This is a genomic window from Staphylococcus sp. 191 (assembly GCF_011174885.1).
Lineage (GTDB): Bacteria > Bacillota > Bacilli > Staphylococcales > Staphylococcaceae > Staphylococcus > Staphylococcus coagulans.
On record NZ_PNRJ01000012.1, the window covers coordinates 14,599 to 31,423 of the forward strand.

16 protein-coding genes are annotated in these 16,825 nt (G+C 33.8%); 8 read left to right on the forward strand and 8 right to left on the reverse strand.

Annotation, left to right across the window (positions count from 1 at the left end):
* Positions 1-250 precede the first annotated feature (250 nt).
* The gene (gene abc-f / locus C1H58_RS08685; protein ID WP_165545963.1) at positions 251-2,194 is read right to left on the reverse strand and encodes a ribosomal protection-like ABC-F family protein; all 1,944 of its coding nucleotides are present in this window, start codon (positions 2,192-2,194) and stop codon (positions 251-253) included.
* Positions 2,195-2,346: 152 nt separating this feature from the next.
* Here abc-f and C1H58_RS08690 point away from each other — a divergent pair, with 152 nt between their 5' ends.
* The 4 genes from C1H58_RS08690 (at position 2,347) to C1H58_RS08705 (ending at position 6,493) form a co-directional block, all read left to right on the forward strand.
* A complete protein-coding gene (locus tag C1H58_RS08690) occupies positions 2,347-2,985 on the forward strand; it encodes a redox-sensing transcriptional repressor Rex (RefSeq protein ID WP_060829621.1) in 639 nt (212 codons plus the stop codon).
* 291 nt (positions 2,986-3,276) lie between these two features.
* On the forward strand, positions 3,277-4,359 hold the full coding sequence (locus C1H58_RS08695; RefSeq protein WP_165545964.1) for a YeeE/YedE family protein: 1,083 nt from the start codon (positions 3,277-3,279) through the stop codon (positions 4,357-4,359).
* Positions 4,360-4,383: 24 nt separating this feature from the next.
* Entirely contained in the window at positions 4,384-4,608 is a 225-nt protein-coding gene (locus C1H58_RS08700; protein WP_050330465.1) for a sulfurtransferase TusA family protein, read from the forward strand.
* Between the two features lie 397 nt (positions 4,609-5,005).
* Positions 5,006-6,493 carry a sucrose-6-phosphate hydrolase gene (locus C1H58_RS08705; protein WP_165545965.1) on the forward strand — a complete coding sequence of 496 codons (1,488 nt, stop codon included), beginning with the start codon at positions 5,006-5,008 and terminating at the stop codon, positions 6,491-6,493.
* A 57-nt stretch (positions 6,494-6,550) separates the two neighbouring features.
* Here C1H58_RS08705 and agrA read toward each other — a convergent pair whose 3' ends face one another.
* From agrA to C1H58_RS08725, 4 genes are read right to left on the reverse strand one after another with little or no spacing between them, the layout of a single operon-like run.
* On the reverse strand, positions 6,551-7,267 hold the full coding sequence (agrA, locus tag C1H58_RS08710) for a quorum-sensing response regulator AgrA (protein ID WP_050330468.1): 717 nt from the start codon (positions 7,265-7,267) through the stop codon (positions 6,551-6,553).
* Positions 7,268-7,281: 14 nt separating this feature from the next.
* Complete coding sequence (agrC, locus tag C1H58_RS08715; RefSeq protein WP_165545966.1) at positions 7,282-8,574, reverse strand: quorum-sensing sensor histidine kinase AgrC; 1,293 nt, start codon at positions 8,572-8,574, stop codon at positions 7,282-7,284.
* 26 nt (positions 8,575-8,600) lie between these two features.
* Entirely contained in the window at positions 8,601-8,735 is a 135-nt protein-coding gene (gene agrD / locus C1H58_RS08720; RefSeq protein WP_060829624.1) for a cyclic lactone autoinducer peptide AgrD, read from the reverse strand.
* A gap of 2 nt (positions 8,736-8,737) precedes the next feature.
* A complete protein-coding gene (locus tag C1H58_RS08725) occupies positions 8,738-9,304 on the reverse strand; it encodes an accessory gene regulator AgrB (RefSeq protein WP_165545967.1) in 567 nt (188 codons plus the stop codon).
* A 406-nt stretch (positions 9,305-9,710) separates the two neighbouring features.
* Between C1H58_RS08725 and C1H58_RS12575 the strand changes: the two genes are divergently transcribed.
* On the forward strand, positions 9,711-9,788 hold the full coding sequence (locus tag C1H58_RS12575; RefSeq protein ID WP_103356492.1) for a delta-lysin family phenol-soluble modulin: 78 nt from the start codon (positions 9,711-9,713) through the stop codon (positions 9,786-9,788).
* A gap of 241 nt (positions 9,789-10,029) precedes the next feature.
* Here C1H58_RS12575 and C1H58_RS08735 read toward each other — a convergent pair whose 3' ends face one another.
* Complete coding sequence (locus C1H58_RS08735; RefSeq protein ID WP_165545968.1) at positions 10,030-10,833, reverse strand: carbon-nitrogen family hydrolase; 804 nt, start codon at positions 10,831-10,833, stop codon at positions 10,030-10,032.
* A 165-nt stretch (positions 10,834-10,998) separates the two neighbouring features.
* Here C1H58_RS08735 and C1H58_RS08740 point away from each other — a divergent pair, with 165 nt between their 5' ends.
* Entirely contained in the window at positions 10,999-12,507 is a 1,509-nt protein-coding gene (locus C1H58_RS08740; RefSeq protein WP_165545969.1) for an SdrH family protein, read from the forward strand.
* 112 nt (positions 12,508-12,619) lie between these two features.
* Here the strand turns inward: C1H58_RS08740 and mroQ are convergent, their stop codons facing one another.
* A complete protein-coding gene (gene mroQ / locus C1H58_RS08745; RefSeq protein ID WP_165545970.1) occupies positions 12,620-13,372 on the reverse strand; it encodes an intramembrane glutamic endopeptidase MroQ in 753 nt (250 codons plus the stop codon).
* A gap of 204 nt (positions 13,373-13,576) precedes the next feature.
* On the opposite strand from mroQ, the gene groES reads away from it, so the two are divergent.
* Both groES and groL read left to right on the forward strand, forming a co-directional pair.
* Positions 13,577-13,861 carry a co-chaperone GroES gene (gene groES, locus C1H58_RS08750; RefSeq protein ID WP_016425569.1) on the forward strand — a complete coding sequence of 95 codons (285 nt, stop codon included), beginning with the start codon at positions 13,577-13,579 and terminating at the stop codon, positions 13,859-13,861.
* Between the two features lie 45 nt (positions 13,862-13,906).
* Positions 13,907-15,526 carry a chaperonin GroEL gene (gene groL, locus C1H58_RS08755; RefSeq protein ID WP_050330477.1) on the forward strand — a complete coding sequence of 540 codons (1,620 nt, stop codon included), beginning with the start codon at positions 13,907-13,909 and terminating at the stop codon, positions 15,524-15,526.
* Positions 15,527-15,641: 115 nt separating this feature from the next.
* On the opposite strand, the gene C1H58_RS08760 is transcribed toward groL, so the two are convergent.
* A complete protein-coding gene (locus tag C1H58_RS08760; RefSeq protein WP_165545971.1) occupies positions 15,642-16,814 on the reverse strand; it encodes a tyrosine-type recombinase/integrase in 1,173 nt (390 codons plus the stop codon).
* Between the last annotated feature and the right edge of the window lie 11 nt (positions 16,815-16,825).

Below are 16,825 nucleotides of genomic sequence, written 5' to 3' on the forward strand. Positions count from 1 at the left end.
CAAAAGTCAATAGAGAACATGCGTACTTATGCACAAGTTGTTAAGAACCTGTGCATAACATTGGCGTAAAATTGGGGATAAGTTGTATATAATTGTGCATAAGGATAGAATATTCTAGCTTTTAACTTGTGGATAATGTGGATAACTTTGTGGATAGTTGGTGTTATGCTATTTCATATGTGGACGAAATGTAAACAGTAGGTGATTAAAAAAATAAACCGAGTAGAAAATTTTACTCGGTTTACTTCATTTAATTTTCATATTCAGTTAACAAAAGTTGTAATTCTTCCCAGTTTGTCATCACTTGTTCTAATGCTTGTTCGATTTTTTGACGTTCTTCAGCTAGAGATTGTGTTTTTTCGAAATCATTAATGACAGCTTCATCTGTCATTTGTAAATCAATCGCTGCAATCTTGTCTTCTAACTCAGAAATTTGGCTTTCGTCACTTTCAATCTGGCGCTCTATTTTACGCTTTTCACGACGAAGCGTCTTTTGATCTTGATAAGTCGTTGGCTGAGTACTTGAATCTACTTCTAACGTCGCTTGATTTTGTTGGTTATCATATGCAGCAAGTGCTTGTTGTTGCTCTAACTTTTCCAAATAGTATTGATAATCCCCTAAATAAAGCGTGCCACCTTTTTCGTTTAAATCAAAAATTCGATTCGCCAATTGGTTGATAAAATAGCGGTCATGCGAAACAAAAATGAGTGTCCCTTGGAAATGTTTTAAAGCTTGCTCTAACATCTCTTTAGAATCAATGTCTAAGTGGTTTGTCGGTTCGTCTAATATGAGCACATTGTTACGTTCTAACATGAGTAATGCCAATTGCAAGCGTGCTTTTTCACCGCCTGATAAATCATTGATGACTTTTAATACGTCATCTTGCGTAAATAAAAAGCGTCCTAAAATGGCACGCACATCTTTTTCAGGCATTTGACGATATTGGTCCCACACAAAATTCAAAATAGTTTTGTTTGAACGAAATTCTGCTTGTTTTTGATCATAGTAGCCAATTTTAAGATTTGCACCATCAATCACTTGCCCCGATAAAGGTGGAAGGCGTTTGGCTAAAGTTTTAATTAAAGTAGATTTACCTATCCCATTAGGACCGATAATACCGATATGATCCCCTTTGTTGATTTCAAATTGTATGGGTTGCGTAATAGGGGAGACATATCCAATCGTTAAATCTTGAATGTGCATGACATCATTTCCAGTATTGCGATCAAAATCAAATTGAATGTTCGCACTTCTAGCGTCTAACATCGGCTTTTCAAGGCGTTCCATTTTTTCTAAAACTTTTCTACGGCTTTTAGCCATACCACTCGTGGAAGCACGTGTAATGTTTTTTTTCACAAAAGTTTCAAGACGTTTCATTTCATTTTGTTGTCTTTCATATTCAGCTAAACGCTTTTGATAATATTGATCTCTTAATTCGATAAATTTAGCGTAATTTCCGACATAATGTTTAACTTCTCCTAATGAAACATCGTAAATTTGAGTTACGATTTTATCTAAAAAGAATCGGTCGTGTGAAATAATAACGATAGCGCCTTTGAAATATTTTAAATAATCTTCTAGCCATTCTGTTGTGGCCATATCTAAATGGTTCGTCGGCTCATCTAAAAGAAGGAGATCAGGTTCGCTTAATAACATTTGTGCTAATGACAGACGTGTTTTTTGTCCGCCGCTAAAATCATTAATCGGACGATGATAATCTGCTTCACTAAAATCCAGTCCATTTAAAACAGTTTTAATTTTACTTTCATATTGATAGCCTTCAAGCTGTTCAAATTCATTTGAGAGCTTTTCATATTGATCAATATGCGTTTTATATTCTACTGACTCATACATATCCGCATGAGCTGCAAGCCAATCGGTTTCAACTTTCATACGCTCTGAGATGGATTGAACATGCGCAAACGGTTTGGCCATTTCTTCGAAGACTGTGTTTTGGGTATTTAATGTCATTTGTTGTGTCAAATAGCCTAATTTCAAGCCTTTGATTTTAGAGATATGGCCGGAATCATAGTTTTCAACACCAGCGATGATTTTCATCAATGTTGATTTACCCGCACCGTTACGTCCTACAATGCCAATTCGTTCGCCGGTTTTTACTTCAAAGTTGACGTCTTCAAAAATCTCTTCACCATCAAACGATTTGGTGACGTGACTTAATTGCATTAAAATCATATGGCATGCTCCTTTCATTCTTAATTATTGTACAATAAACGCAATATGTATCAAGCACTTAATGTTTTCATAACCATAAAATTAAGTTATAATTATTATCACATACTATGTATATGAGTGCACGCATAAGAAAGACTACGGAGGACTTTAAAATGGGAAAAGAAAGCAATAAAATTCCTAGAGCGACCTTAAAACGTCTCCCTTTATATTACCGATTTGTCAATATTTTAAAGGCTAAAGGTGAAGATCGTGTGAATTCAAAAGCGATAAGTGAAGGCTTAAATATAGATTCTGCAACAATTCGCCGAGATTTTTCATATTTTGGAGAGCTTGGGAAAAAAGGTTATGGTTACAATATTGATAGTCTATTGGAATTCTTCAAATCTGAGTTAAGCGATTCTGATGAAATCAAAATAGGTATTGTTGGCGTAGGGAATTTAGGTAAGGCACTAATCACTTATAACTTTTCAATTCACGATGATATGACCATTACTGAAGCCTTTGATATCAGTGAGGAAATCATTGGTACACAAGTGGGTGATGTGACGGTAAAATCAATGGACGAGATAAAAAGTACCGTTGAAGCTGAAGCGTTAGAAGTCATTATTATTGCTACACCAGGAAGAGTAGCACAAGAAGTGGCCGATGCACTTGTAGATGCAGGTGTGAAAGGAATACTTAATTTTACACCGAAACGTGTGCACGTACCTCAATCTGTACAAGTACATCAAATTGATTTAGGTGTGGAATTACAATCATTATTATTCTTTATGAAAAATTATAATGGTTAACCTTTTATGAAAATTATCCATACATACAAAAAGATTTGTTTGGATGAACTGTAAATTAAAACATAGCACTATGAAGAGAGTATAAAAGTCTAATGATAATATTAGATTTTATACTCTTTTTTATTGCGCATAGGTCAGTTCTAAAGCATGTATGTTTAAATATACAAATGTATTCAAATGAACTTGAGAAAAAATATATGTTTTTATATTTATTTTTAAAATGTACTTGAAAAATAAGGTCTTATTTTTTATAATACCTATAATGTTAATCGGATATAGGGGGTAGGAATATTGATTTGGACCGTGATAAGTGGATTGATTGTGGGAAGTTTACTTGGTTTCGTAATGCAACGTACGCGTTTTTGTTTGACGGGTGGCTTTAGAGATATGTATGTTCAAAAAAATAATAAGATGTTTTATGCGTTGCTTATTGCGATTAGTATCCAAGCTATTGGCTTATATATATTAACTTCATTGGGTGTTATCACGATAGATAATGGGACATTTCCAATTGTAGGAACGATTGTTGGATCATTTATTTTTGGTATTGGGATTGTACTCGCAGGAGGTTGTGCCACTGGGACATGGTATCGTGCAGGGGAAGGTTTAATTGGCAGTTGGATTGCACTTTTCATGTATGCACTATTTGCAGCAATCTCTAAATATGGCGTTCTGTTACCACTGAAAGATACAATGAATCAACAAACCGTTTATGAAGCGGATATGGCGACATCTACAGGGGTACCAAGTTGGATATGGTTAATCTTATTAACTGGTGTTACGCTATTTTTGGTTATGACCACGTTGAAAAAGCCAAAATCAAAAATCGCTATACCAAAATTAAAACCACGCTATACTGGGGTACGTCACTTTTTATTTGAAAAGCGATTTCATCCTTTTGTTGCAGCGATTGCGATAGGTTTCATTGGACTTATCGCTTGGCCAATGAGTATTTCAACAGGAAGAGAAGGTGGGCTAGGCATTACGACACCATCTGCGAACTTAATCGCCTTTTTAACAACAGGAAATGTTTCTTTCATTGACTGGGGTGTTTTCCTCGTTTTAGGTATTTTTGTAGGATCGTATATTGCAGCACGTGGTTCAAGAGAATTTAAATGGCGTTTACCAGATATTAAAACAATACGTAATAGTGTTATTGGTGGTGCATGTATGGGATTTGGTGCAGCGCTCGCAGGTGGATGCTCAATAGGTAATGGTTTAGTTGCAACTGCTGCATTGTCATGGCAAGGTTGGATAGCTTTAGTGGCTATGATTTTAGGGACATGGTTTATGAGCCATTTCTTATTTGTGAAACCTTTAAAAGCAGCGCGTCAACAACAAACGCATACATCAACACAATCTGTTAATATTTAAAAATGAAACGAAAGGAGCTTCACAATGTTATATGAACTCGGTACAGTGGGCATGGTTTGTCCATTTCCTTTAATTGAAGCACAGAAAAAGATGGAGGAATTAGCACTAGGCGATGAACTGAAAATTGACTTTGACTGTACACAAGCCACAGAGGCTATTCCCAATTGGGCAGCAGAGCAAAACTATCCAGTGACTGAATTTGAACAAATAGATCATGCGTCTTGGACGATTACGGTTCAAAAGGCGTAAATGATAGCACGTTCAATAATAATTGAATAATTTATATGGTATAAAGCAGTTGAGGTATATCTCAGCTGCTTTTTGTACGACATCATATTTTAAAATATTAAGATAAAGCAATATAAAAGAGTCTAAGGTCTTAATTTTAGGACATGCTTAAACATTTTTATGATAAAATAGCTACTGAGATCATATGGAGGAGCTAAGATGGGGACAGCTTACTTTTCCAATGCAAATTAAAATCATGATGCTCAAACGTAGCGTCTTTTTTATTTTTACATAACTCTAACGTGTTTAACGCGTCGTATCATAGTAACAGCAAATCATCAAAATAAGCGCAAGGTTTGGTTTATATGTAACAACAGGTGGCATATATGATCAGCAGTATGAGATAAGGAGGATACATATGGAACAATGGAGTCGCGAAATGCGATATCGTAAATATGAGGAAGTAGATGAAAAGGAAATTTTAGCATTACATGAAAAAGTAAAGTCTTCTCCATATCGTCAAATTTTTCATATTCAACCACCTACAGGATTACTCAGTCATCCGAGTGGTTTAATTTTTTTTAATGGCCAATATTATATCGCACATCAGTGGTTTCCTTTAGGGCCAGTAGATGGCTTAAAATATTGGAGACAACTAACAAGTGATAACTTAGTGACTTTCAAAGATAAAGGTGTGGTTTTACGTCCTGACCAGACATATGACAGTCATGGCATACATAGCGGCAGTGCATTTTCTTATCAGTCGTCGCTTTATTATATGTATACTGCAAGCCATAGAGATGAGAATTGGGAGCTTAAAAGTAGCCAAGTTATTGCTAAGGTACAAGACGTTGGAGCAGTAGAAAAATTATCTCCGCCGGCAATTAGTACGCCACCTGAAGGCTATACACAGCAGTTTGGAGATCCGAAAGTATTTAAAAAAGGGGAACAATTATATGCTGTGATTGGTGCACAGCGTGAAGATTTAACAGGTTGTCTTCTCATGTATGTCGCAGATCAACCAGAAGGACCTTGGCATTTTAAAGGTGAAATAAAAACGCAATTACAGAGTTTTGGACATATGTGGACTTCACCAGACTATTTTCAAATTCATGGAAAAGATATTTTCCTATTCTGCTCTGAAGGTGTGGAATCTGATCAATATCAAAATACGTATTTAAGTGGCTATATCGTAGGGACATTAGATTTTGAAACACTCGTATTCGAACATGGTGAATTTCAAGAATTAGATGCAGGCTTTGATTTTTATGCACCGCAAACGATAGAGGATGAAGCGGGGAGACGCGTTTTAATAGGATGGATGGGTATACCTGATGTAGAGTACCCAACAGATGCCGATGGTTGGGTACACTGTCTAACACTTCCTCGAACATTGACTATTGAAAATCAAATATTGAAACAAAAACCACATATGCATTTGAGAAAGTTGCGCAGTAACGAAGAATCAGCACTAGGCTACGCTAATAAATTTATTAAACAGCTCCATCCCTATGAAGGGGTCCAGTATGAACTAGTCGTTGATATTTTAGAAAACGAATCTTCTGCTTTTGAATTACAGTTACGTGCTTCTAGTCATGAATCGACTGTCATTCGTTATGAGACAGCAACGAAAGAAGTCATACTTGAGCGTTTTGATAGTGGCGCACTGCCATTTCCGGTAGAAGGGACATCAAGAAGTACACGTTTAAACTCAGAGTTAAAACAATTGCGTATTTTTGTAGATACATCGAGTATCGAAATCTTTTGCAACGAAGGCGAACGTGTGTTAACTTCACGTATTTTCCCGAAAACAACATCGAATAAAATTAAGGTCGTTACGGATTCGGGGCAAGTCTATTTAAAAATGACTAAATATGATATTGCGACAGAAATAACAGAAGAATAATCTAAAAATGAATACAATCCAATAAAAAAACAAGCAGGTGATTCTTTTCCTGCTTGTTTATATTTTCTTTAAATTACGTACTGAAACATAACAAAACTCTTCATTTTTAAAATATGCAATGCGTTCTTTAGAATCCACACTACTTATGTTATGTCTGTTGAGTACAAAACTGTTATGACATCTAAAAAAGCGATCATCAATTTGCGCTAACTCTTTGAGATTGCCATAAAATTCGATTTGGCGATTATCTAAATGTGCAATCAAACGATGTGATTTAGGTGATGATTCAAAAAACATCACATCATCATATTGAACATAAACAGAATTGCTGCCGCGTTTCAGTTCTAATGTTTCAACAGTTTTATCTTTCGTTAATAAATCTAAACGTTTTAATGCAGTTTCTAAACAATCAACAATTCGTGTACGTAATTCTTCAGGATCGTCTTTAAAAATAAAATCCATCGCTGCAACTTTGTAAACAAATGTCAAATAAGTCAATTCAGTATGGCTTGTTACAAAAATGATATTACCAACAGGGTCATGCTTACGAATCTCACTTCCAAGTTTAATCCCGTTAATATCAGATTCTAATTGAATATCTAGAAAATAACAGCCAATATCACTCATGTTTTTAGAAGCTTCTAACACTTCATATGGATTATCTGTGGCAATTTCGATTTCCATAGGTTTTTCTTCAATCATAATATAGTTTTCAATAATGGATACCATGCGTTCACGTTGTTTTGGATCGTCTTCACAAATCAATACTTTCATAGTTACGCACATCCTTAATCATCATCATTCATGACTTCAATTTTTTGTATAAAATATTGGTTTTCAATCGTTGTATCAAGCAAAACATTTTCTGTTTTATCTGTAATTTCTTTCAAAGTCGATAAACCGATACCACGATTTTTCCCTTTCGTTGAAAAGCCTTCTTGGAAGAGGGTATGTAATTTTGGCATATTTTTTGGTGCTTTATTCATGATAATAATTAAAACAGAAGTCTCTGTTTTAATGAATGCAATTTGAATCATTGGGTCTTCAACCGTCAATGAAGCTTCGATCGCATTGTCCATGATAATACCTAAAACACGACTCAAATCAATAATTTCCATATTAATAGATGAAATCTCATCAGCAACTTCAACACTAATTTCGATATTATTTTCTTGAGCTGATAAAATTTTAGTAGTGATAACGCCTTTAATTTCGCGTACTTTTAACTTCTCAATCCCATTTAATTTTAAAGAATTTGTTTCAAAATGCCCTTTTAGGGGGTTAATATTATTATGATAATACGCTTTCAGACCTTCTAGATCATCTTCACGCAAGTACTCAGACATTGTTGCTAAAATATTAATGTAATCATGACGGAACTTACGCATTCGATTATTAACTTTTTCCATTTCTAATGTGTATTTATAATAATCTTCTGCCTCTTGTTTTTTGTGTTGATATCCAATTTCTCGAGATATCGTTAGGGTTGTCATTATGAAAATAATTGTAAAAGCCAATAATAATACAAAATAAACAATGCCGAATGTTTTTAATTCATTAATAGAACTTGCTGATTTAGGCATTTGATAGAAGAATATATAAATACCAACTGTTAAAAATAAAATTAAAATAGTTAAATAAAATCTATTTAAGTGAAGCCACGAAAGTTTGAACTTGTTAAATATAACAACAAACAATATAGCAAAAAAATAACAAAAAATAGTGTAGAATATTATATAAATAATAAATCCAGCGTTAGTACTAATACCATGATTAATAAAAAAAGCAAAAACAAGAACGCCCAGAAAATTGCTAACAATTAATACTAGTATAGTTACTAATACTGTTATAACACCCATAATTTTTTGTCGTTTATAGTAAAATACAAAAAATCCAATCACTAAGTAAAATAAACTATTTTGACCAAAAACAAAGTAAAAAACAAGCGAGGGACCTACAATTCCTAATAAAATAAGAATGTAATCCCTTTTTGTATATCTATATTTTGGAATAATACTCGTGATTGAAGTAAATATAATTGTTTGAAATACAATAATTATTGTTGAGATTATTGGATTCAATGTTTATACACGCTTTCCACATTTTATTATTCTTCTTCTAAGAGTTCAGCAGGAATTTCAGGTTCGTAAAAATATCCGATACAAAGTGGATATTTAGCATAAGTACTAATAGAAGCAAAGATATTTGTTAAAAGTTTTAAAAGTGAGTCTAGAAGTTTCATAATTAAATTTCCTCCTTATTATTAAATACAGGTAACAACGTTATGGACTGCAATGTAACTGCATAAGTAATTAGCTTGTCAAATGGTGACGGAAAAATTAATGATAATACAAGTAATATTGTTGCAGTAATAATTGATTTAATCTTAAGCCCTTTTATTTTACTTTGCTTTATAGGTTTCTTCTGAGTTGCTGCTGGTGCAAATATAACAACAATAAACCATCCTATTACACTTAAGCATAACAAATAAATAAATGGGATGTCATATTGGACAATGACCCATGGTATTAGAACAAAAGATAAGATGTTTTGAACATGGCACAAAAGCGAACTTTCTGCATGTGCACCATGTGAAAAAAATCTTAATATAAGAAAAATAATATGAACAAAGAGCGTGTATAAAAAAATATTTAACAGGAGTGCAAGACCGTAAGTTACTATGCCCTTAAATAAATTAATCGCCACTATCTGCATGCCTAACCGTACTTTCAAAAATTCAATATGACTAAGATTTTGATGTGCTTGTAACTTTCGTGCAAATCTTTCAATGACGTCATCTATAATGTGCAAATAGCCCTCCTCCTTAACTACATTATAAATTACATTTAATGTATTAATACATTTTTTGCCTAACTGTTCATTTTATATTCCTAACTGTAGTTTTTATAAAATATATATGTATATTACCATAAATATTAAACAGTTAAGAAGTAAAAATGATAACTTAGGCAATAATTAACACAATTTTATAAAGCCATGTTCTAATATATATAGAATCACAACAGTGATTTGGTAAAGTCATTTTGTTTTAATCATTTTAATTGTGGATTTTAAAGTGATTTAAACAAATTGTACCGAATTAAGTTTAAGTCAGAACATCTTAGTTTATGTATTCTTCGCTCAGCTTACATAACTAAGGCTGCAACAATCTATTAAAGTCTTTGGAATTTATTTATAACTAAGGAGGTGTACTACAATGGCAGGAGATATCATTAGTACTATCGTAGATTTCATTAAACTTATTGCAGAAACGATTAAAAAATTCACTAAATAATAGTATTGTTAAGTGCTATTATTATCTTTTTCCTTACTTAGGCTGAAGTAAAAAGTAAAAGTTAGGTTTCTATTTAAGAAGCCATTGTAGCAATATTAATAATCGGTAAATTCACTAAATTTTTTCATAATTAATAACATCCCCAATTAATTGAATAGAATAACTGTAAATTAAACATTCCCTTAATATGGATAAAACAGGCGAGTCCCTCCCAAACTCGCCTGTTTTTTTATGTTTTATTTTATTCACTTCGCGTTGCGTATTTGTAAATGCTAGGTCTTATGTTGTCGAATACTGGGATAGCTTTTCTTTGTTCTATTACAAGATTCAGATCTAACTCAACTGTTAAAACCGCTTCTTGTGCATCTGCCTCTTCTATAATTTGTCCATTTGGATCAATAACCATCGAATGTCCGGCATACGTAGTTTTACCATCATTTCCTGAACCATTGACCGCAACGACATACATATCATTTTCAACTGCTCTAGCTTGCAGTAACTGTCTCCAATGTGAGAGTCGAACATCTGGCCATTGGGCGACATAAAAAATAATATTTACACCTGTTGCAGCAGGATAGCGACTTAATTCTGGAAATCTTAAGTCATAACAAATAATTTGAGAAACTTTTGTACCGTCTGTTAAAGTATAAACGTAAGGTACGTCTTGGCCGTCAGTTAAGTAATCAGGTTCATCTAACATAGGTACGAGATGGATTTTGTCATATTCATAAATCTTATCGCCCGCTTGATTTACAGCAAATGCTGTGTTAAAGACAGCGTCATTCTTTTTGTTTGAGACAGAACCGGCAATAATATCGACTTGATACTGTTGCGCTAATTTTTTTATAAATGGGTAACTTTGTGTTAATTCGTTATCTGCTTTTGTTTGCAATTCTGAGAGTGCATAACCGTTGTTCCACATTTCTGGTAGTACAACGACATCTGTATTATGCTTAACGTGTTTATCAAACAATGATGCAATTTTTTCTTGGTTTTTTTTAGCGTCTGCTGGAACGACATTAAATTGAAAAAGTTGGATTTGCATGATTAATTCTCCTCACTTCAATCTTTACTATATATTTTACTAAAGTTCGAAAATTTAAACAAAGTGAGTCTTGTATGCAATTCTATTTCAATAAGGATGGAATTAAGAGGGGATTTTGTATATACTGTCTTTTACGAACAACTTTAAAAATAGGAGCTGATGTCGATGTCTGGACGTAAAGTGCCTAGTTTTAGGAAAGTAATCACTAAAACAGGGGTCTACACGATGGGATTATTGTGTTTAACCCAACCACTTTTAAATGTAAGTGCGCACGCGTATGCGATGACAGATGATGCTCAATCTCATTCTAATGCATATATAAGTGAAAGCGGACTGTACAATGAAGCGACATTACTAAATAAAGCAACAAGAAACAAAGAAAATCAATCTTTACAAAATAACAATGTAAATCATCAGTATACTGCGACACCTTCCTCAACAAAGGAAAGTTATAATCGCATTGGAAAATCAAATTCAGTGCCTGTTACGAATGTACAAGCACCAACAATAAATAAGAAAGACTCGGAACAATTGAAATCCGAACCTCAAAAAGAAGATGAACATGCATCATCATCAAACAATGCGTCTCAGGAGGAAGCGCAGAGCGAGGACTCTCAGCAAAATGGTAATAAAGGAGCCAACGAAGATCCGGCACCCATAAAACCTGAGAATCATACGCAACCATCCGATCAAGGTCAAGCGTCACCTCAAGGTGGAGAAACACCTCCTAAAGATGAAACAGGGGATTCATCTCAAGTTGGCAATTCACCTTCAAAACCAGATCATGAATTGCCAGATAAAGATGATAAACCGTCAGATTCAGACCAACAACCACCTAAACATGACGATAAACCATCAGATTCGGATCAACAACCACCTAAGCATGACGATAAACCACCAGCGTCAGATCAACAGTCTGACCAAGGTCAAAAGCCTAAACCAAAACCTGATACGCCAAAGCCAGAAGATAGTCACACGCAAGGTGGAAATGGAGGAGCATCAACAAGTCATCCGAACTATCCATCACATCAAAATGGACCGGCGCAACCCAACACGAATGGTCAGTTTCCGTATCCAAACATTCCACATTACCAACCTAATGGGACAACTGATCATTTTATACCTAAAAATCAAGCAAGTAACAATCAATCAAACAATGATTTCTATCAACGTTATTCAAAATTGATTGGTACGGGTTATAAGTATAATCCATTATTTACGGAACAAATAGAGAATCTTAAGCAAAATGGAAATTTGGCTGATTTCAGTGTTCAACAGCTCAATCAGAAGCAACAATTTTTAAATAATAGTTATTTAAATCAATTACAAAAAAATTCGGATTACTTTAGATTTCAATATTTTAATCCATTATCAACACAAAAATATTATAATAATCTCGATAAACAAGTTTTAGCATTAATTACTGGTAAAGTTGGCTCTATGCCAGATTTAAAAAAGCCATCGGATAAAACAGTTGAAAACGATCATCAACAAGATAAAGTTGAAAAAATAGAACAACATGGTGAAAACCTAACAGAAAAGAATATGAATAATGAAGATCCAGATACGAAACATACGTTTAGTTTGAAATCAATCTCATTGGTAGGGGCGTTGTCAGTAGGTTGTGTTAGTATAATTAGCTATATATTATGGCGTAGAAGACATCATATTTAAATATTGAATAAAAAAAGAGATGAGGCTCAAAATGAACTTCATCTCTTTTTTAATATTACTTTACTAACAAGTAAAAAGATTGATTAGTGCGAGTATCAATATGTGAGATCAATCATAAGAAGTGAATGACAAATAATTGAATGAATTGAACTTGTTTCATTGCATCTTCTAATAACTTTTCAGGCATTGTTAGTTGAATTAAAGCGACAAGGCCATTTTGAGCCATATGAATACCGATTGAAACGCTTAAACGTTTTGTGTAAATATAAAAGGCAGAAAATATGACACCCATAACAAAATAAACAAGCAAGTGTGAAAAATCCATATGTGCAACGGCAAATAATAGTGAACTTATGGTCGTTGCGATTAAAAATTTAATCGTTTTATTCGCTCGAATGGCGTTATAGATTTCACCGAATAGCACTTTTCTAAAAACAAATTCTTCCAGTAAAGGCCCAATGATAGCAATTAAAATAATCATAATAGGCATTTCGCGTGCAACTTTTAAAATTCTAAAAGTATTTTCACTCACTGGATTGGTGCCAAAAATAAGAACACTTAATACATTCACGATAATTTGTGCAAAATAGACAATCCCTAAACCTGCTAATATCCATGGGACAATATAACGTTTCTTCTCTTTTGGTTCTAATTCAAACGCAAGTTTATTTTTAACAGTATATTGCATCACTAAAATAATAATTGCTGCACATAAAAAAGCAATCAATTGGATGTAGATGGTTTGGTGCAAAGTGGTTGTACGATGTTGTGTATTTATCCATCCTAAAGCATTTGCGATAGTAGGTGTGAATAATGCAAGTATGTAAAATACAACCGTTAATATAGAAACTAAAATACGATTCATTTTATTCCTCCATTCAATGCTATCATTTTATCATAGATAGAAAATTAGCGCCGAGGTACATAGTTATTAAGTGAAAAAGTTATGATTATAAAGATTCAAACTTATCGCTTGAATTTTTGACCAAATTTGATTATTATAGAAATGTATTAGCACTTAAGAACTTGAAGTGCTAAATTTATGTTTAACATAAGGAGGCACAAACACATGCTTAGACCATTAGGAAATCGTGTGGTTATTGAGAAAAAAGAGCAAGAACAAACAACGAAAAGTGGTATTGTTCTCACTGATTCTGCGAAAGAAAAATCAAATGAAGGTGAAATCGTTGCTGTAGGTCCAGGACGCATTTTAGAAAATGGGGAACGTTTAAAACCTGAATTGAATGTGGGTGACCGTGTTGTGTTTCAACAATATGCAGGTACTGAAATTAAAAGAAACGATACAAAATACTTAGTGTTAAGTGAAGACGAAATTTTAGCAGTTATTGAATAATAGATAAATAAAACAGATGAATATTAAACAACGGAGGGACTCTGAATGGCAAAAGAATTAAAATTCTCTGAAGATGCACGTCAAGCCATGTTACGTGGTGTAGATAAACTTGCAAATGCTGTAAAAGTAACAATCGGACCAAAAGGACGTAACGTCGTATTAGACAAAGAATTTACAGCACCTTTAATTACTAACGATGGGGTAACAATCGCTAAAGAAATCGAATTAGAAGATCCATATGAAAACATGGGTGCAAAATTAGTACAAGAAGTTGCAAATAAAACAAATGAAATAGCCGGTGACGGTACAACAACAGCAACTGTTTTAGCACAAGCTATGATTCAAGAAGGACTTAAAAATGTAACAAGTGGCGCAAATCCAGTAGGTATCCGTCAAGGTATTGATAAAGCGGTAGCTGTAGCGATTGAAGCACTTCATAATATTTCTCAAAAAGTAGAAAATAAAGAAGAAATCGCGCAAGTAGGTGCTATTTCTGCAGCTGATGAAGAAGTAGGTCGTTATATTTCTGAAGCTATGGAAAAAGTAGGTAATGACGGTGTAATCTCTATTGAAGAATCAAGCGGTTTTAATACTGAATTAGATGTAGTAGAAGGTATGCAATTCGATCGTGGATACCAATCTCCATACATGGTTACTGATTCAGATAAAATGACTGCAGAGTTAGAAAAACCTTATATTTTAATCACGGATAAAAAAATCTCATCTTTCCAAGATATCCTACCTTTATTAGAGCAAATCGTTCAATCTAATCGCCCAATTTTAATCGTTGCTGATGAAGTTGAAGGCGACGCTTTAACAAACTTAGTATTGAACCGTATGCGTGGTACATTTACTGCCGTTGCAGTAAAAGCACCAGGATTTGGTGACCGTAGAAAAGCGATGTTAGAAGATTTAGCTATTTTAACAGGTGCTCAAGTCATCACTGACGATCTTGGTTTAGAATTAAAAGAAGCTACAATCGATATGTTAGGTACAGCAAACAAAGTTGAAGTCACTAAAGACAACACAACTGTTGTTGATGGTGATGGAGACCCAACAAATATCGATGCACGTGTGAACCAAATTAAAGCACAAATTGAAGAAACTGATTCTGATTTTGACCGTGAAAAATTACAAGAGCGCCTTGCTAAATTAGCAGGTGGTGTCGCTGTAATTAAAGTTGGTGCTGCTTCAGAAACAGAATTAAAAGAACGTAAATTACGTATTGAAGATGCATTGAACTCAACACGTGCTGCGGTAGAAGAAGGTATTGTAGCAGGTGGTGGTACAGCATTAATGAATATCTTCAAAAATGTTGAAGAAATTGATGCAGAAGGCGACGAAGCTACAGGTGTCAACATCGTATTAAAAGCTTTACAAGCCCCAGTACGCCAAATTGCGGAAAACGCTGGTTTAGAAGGTTCTGTCATTGTAGAAAGAATGAAAAATGCAGAACCAGGTGTAGGTTATAATGCAGCAACAGATGAATGGGTCAATATGTTAGAAGCTGGTATCGTGGATCCTACAAAAGTGACACGTTCAGCATTACAACATGCTGCGAGCGTTGCTGCAATGTTCCTTACTACAGAAGCGGTAGTCGCAAATATACCTGAAGAAAAAGGAAATGACATGCCACAAATGGGCGGCATGCCAGGCATGATGTAAAATAGCTTATAATCATTGATTTGACGGTGTTTTAAAATTCTTTATGACATAATAATGACATAAAAATTTTAAAAAAATAAAAATGCCCTTCAATTCAGATGAACTAAATGGACATTTAAAATAATTCTTTTGAGGCGTTTTCCATAAGTTGACTAAACTTTTGGGAAGCGTCTTTTTTGTATGAATTTGTGATTTTAGCGTAGATATTCATAGTGGTATTTATATCCTTGTGGCGTAATCTCTCTTGTATCTCCTTGATATGAACACCAGCTTCAATAAGTAACGCACAATGTGTATGTCTGAACGAGTGAGTAGAGATGTTTTTATTAATATTAGTATTTTTAAGAATAGACTTTATCCATAGTTGAAGTTTCTTTATCACAAGTGGATAACCATTGATATCTGTAAACACAAAATTATTATCTACATAAAGTTCATTTTTCCATGTATCTTGTACATTTATCTTATAATTACGCAACATCTTTACTACATTTGGATCTACTGAAATTTTACCAATTGAGCTTTCGGTTTTGGGTGTCAGTATTTGATACTTTTTCTTGTTGTTATTCGGATTGTAATAAGTTTTAGTAATACTTATTATATTGTTATCAAAATCAATGTCTGACCACTTTAACGCTATTAATTCACCGGCACGTAATCCAGTCCATGCAAGAGTAGAAAAGACTTCAAAGCTATTTTTGGGTGAATGGTTATATTTGGCAACTTTAAGAAACTCTATTAATTCATCTTTTTCAAGGAATTTTTTATGTATCTCAATATCTTCTAATTCTTCCACACTTACTTTCTTTTTAGACCGTTTTATTCCCTCATTAGGCAATACTTTTATTAATCTCATAGCATAAGCGTATTTAAATATCATATTCGTAGACGCCAGAATACTATCAACATAATTCTTACTGTACTGAGCGCTCATATCGTCCACAAAACGTTGATAATCATGTTTTTTGATACTTTGTATTGGATAAATACCAAAACGTTGTACAGCGTGATATATGGCTTTCTGACGAACTCTTACACTGCTTATTTTAACTTCATTAGCATATTGTTTAAGCCAATCTTCAGCAACTTGTTTAAATGTAGATGAAGACGGGGCTATATATTCACCAGTACGTAATTGGCGCTCAATCATCTCAGCTTGATGTTTAGCATCAGATTTACGTTTGAATCCTGTTTTAGAAATGTATTCATATTTACCAGTTTGTGGATTTTTTCCAAGTGAGATGCGGTAACGCCAATTATTTTTAGCAATTTGGTCATATGATGCCATTTAATCATTCC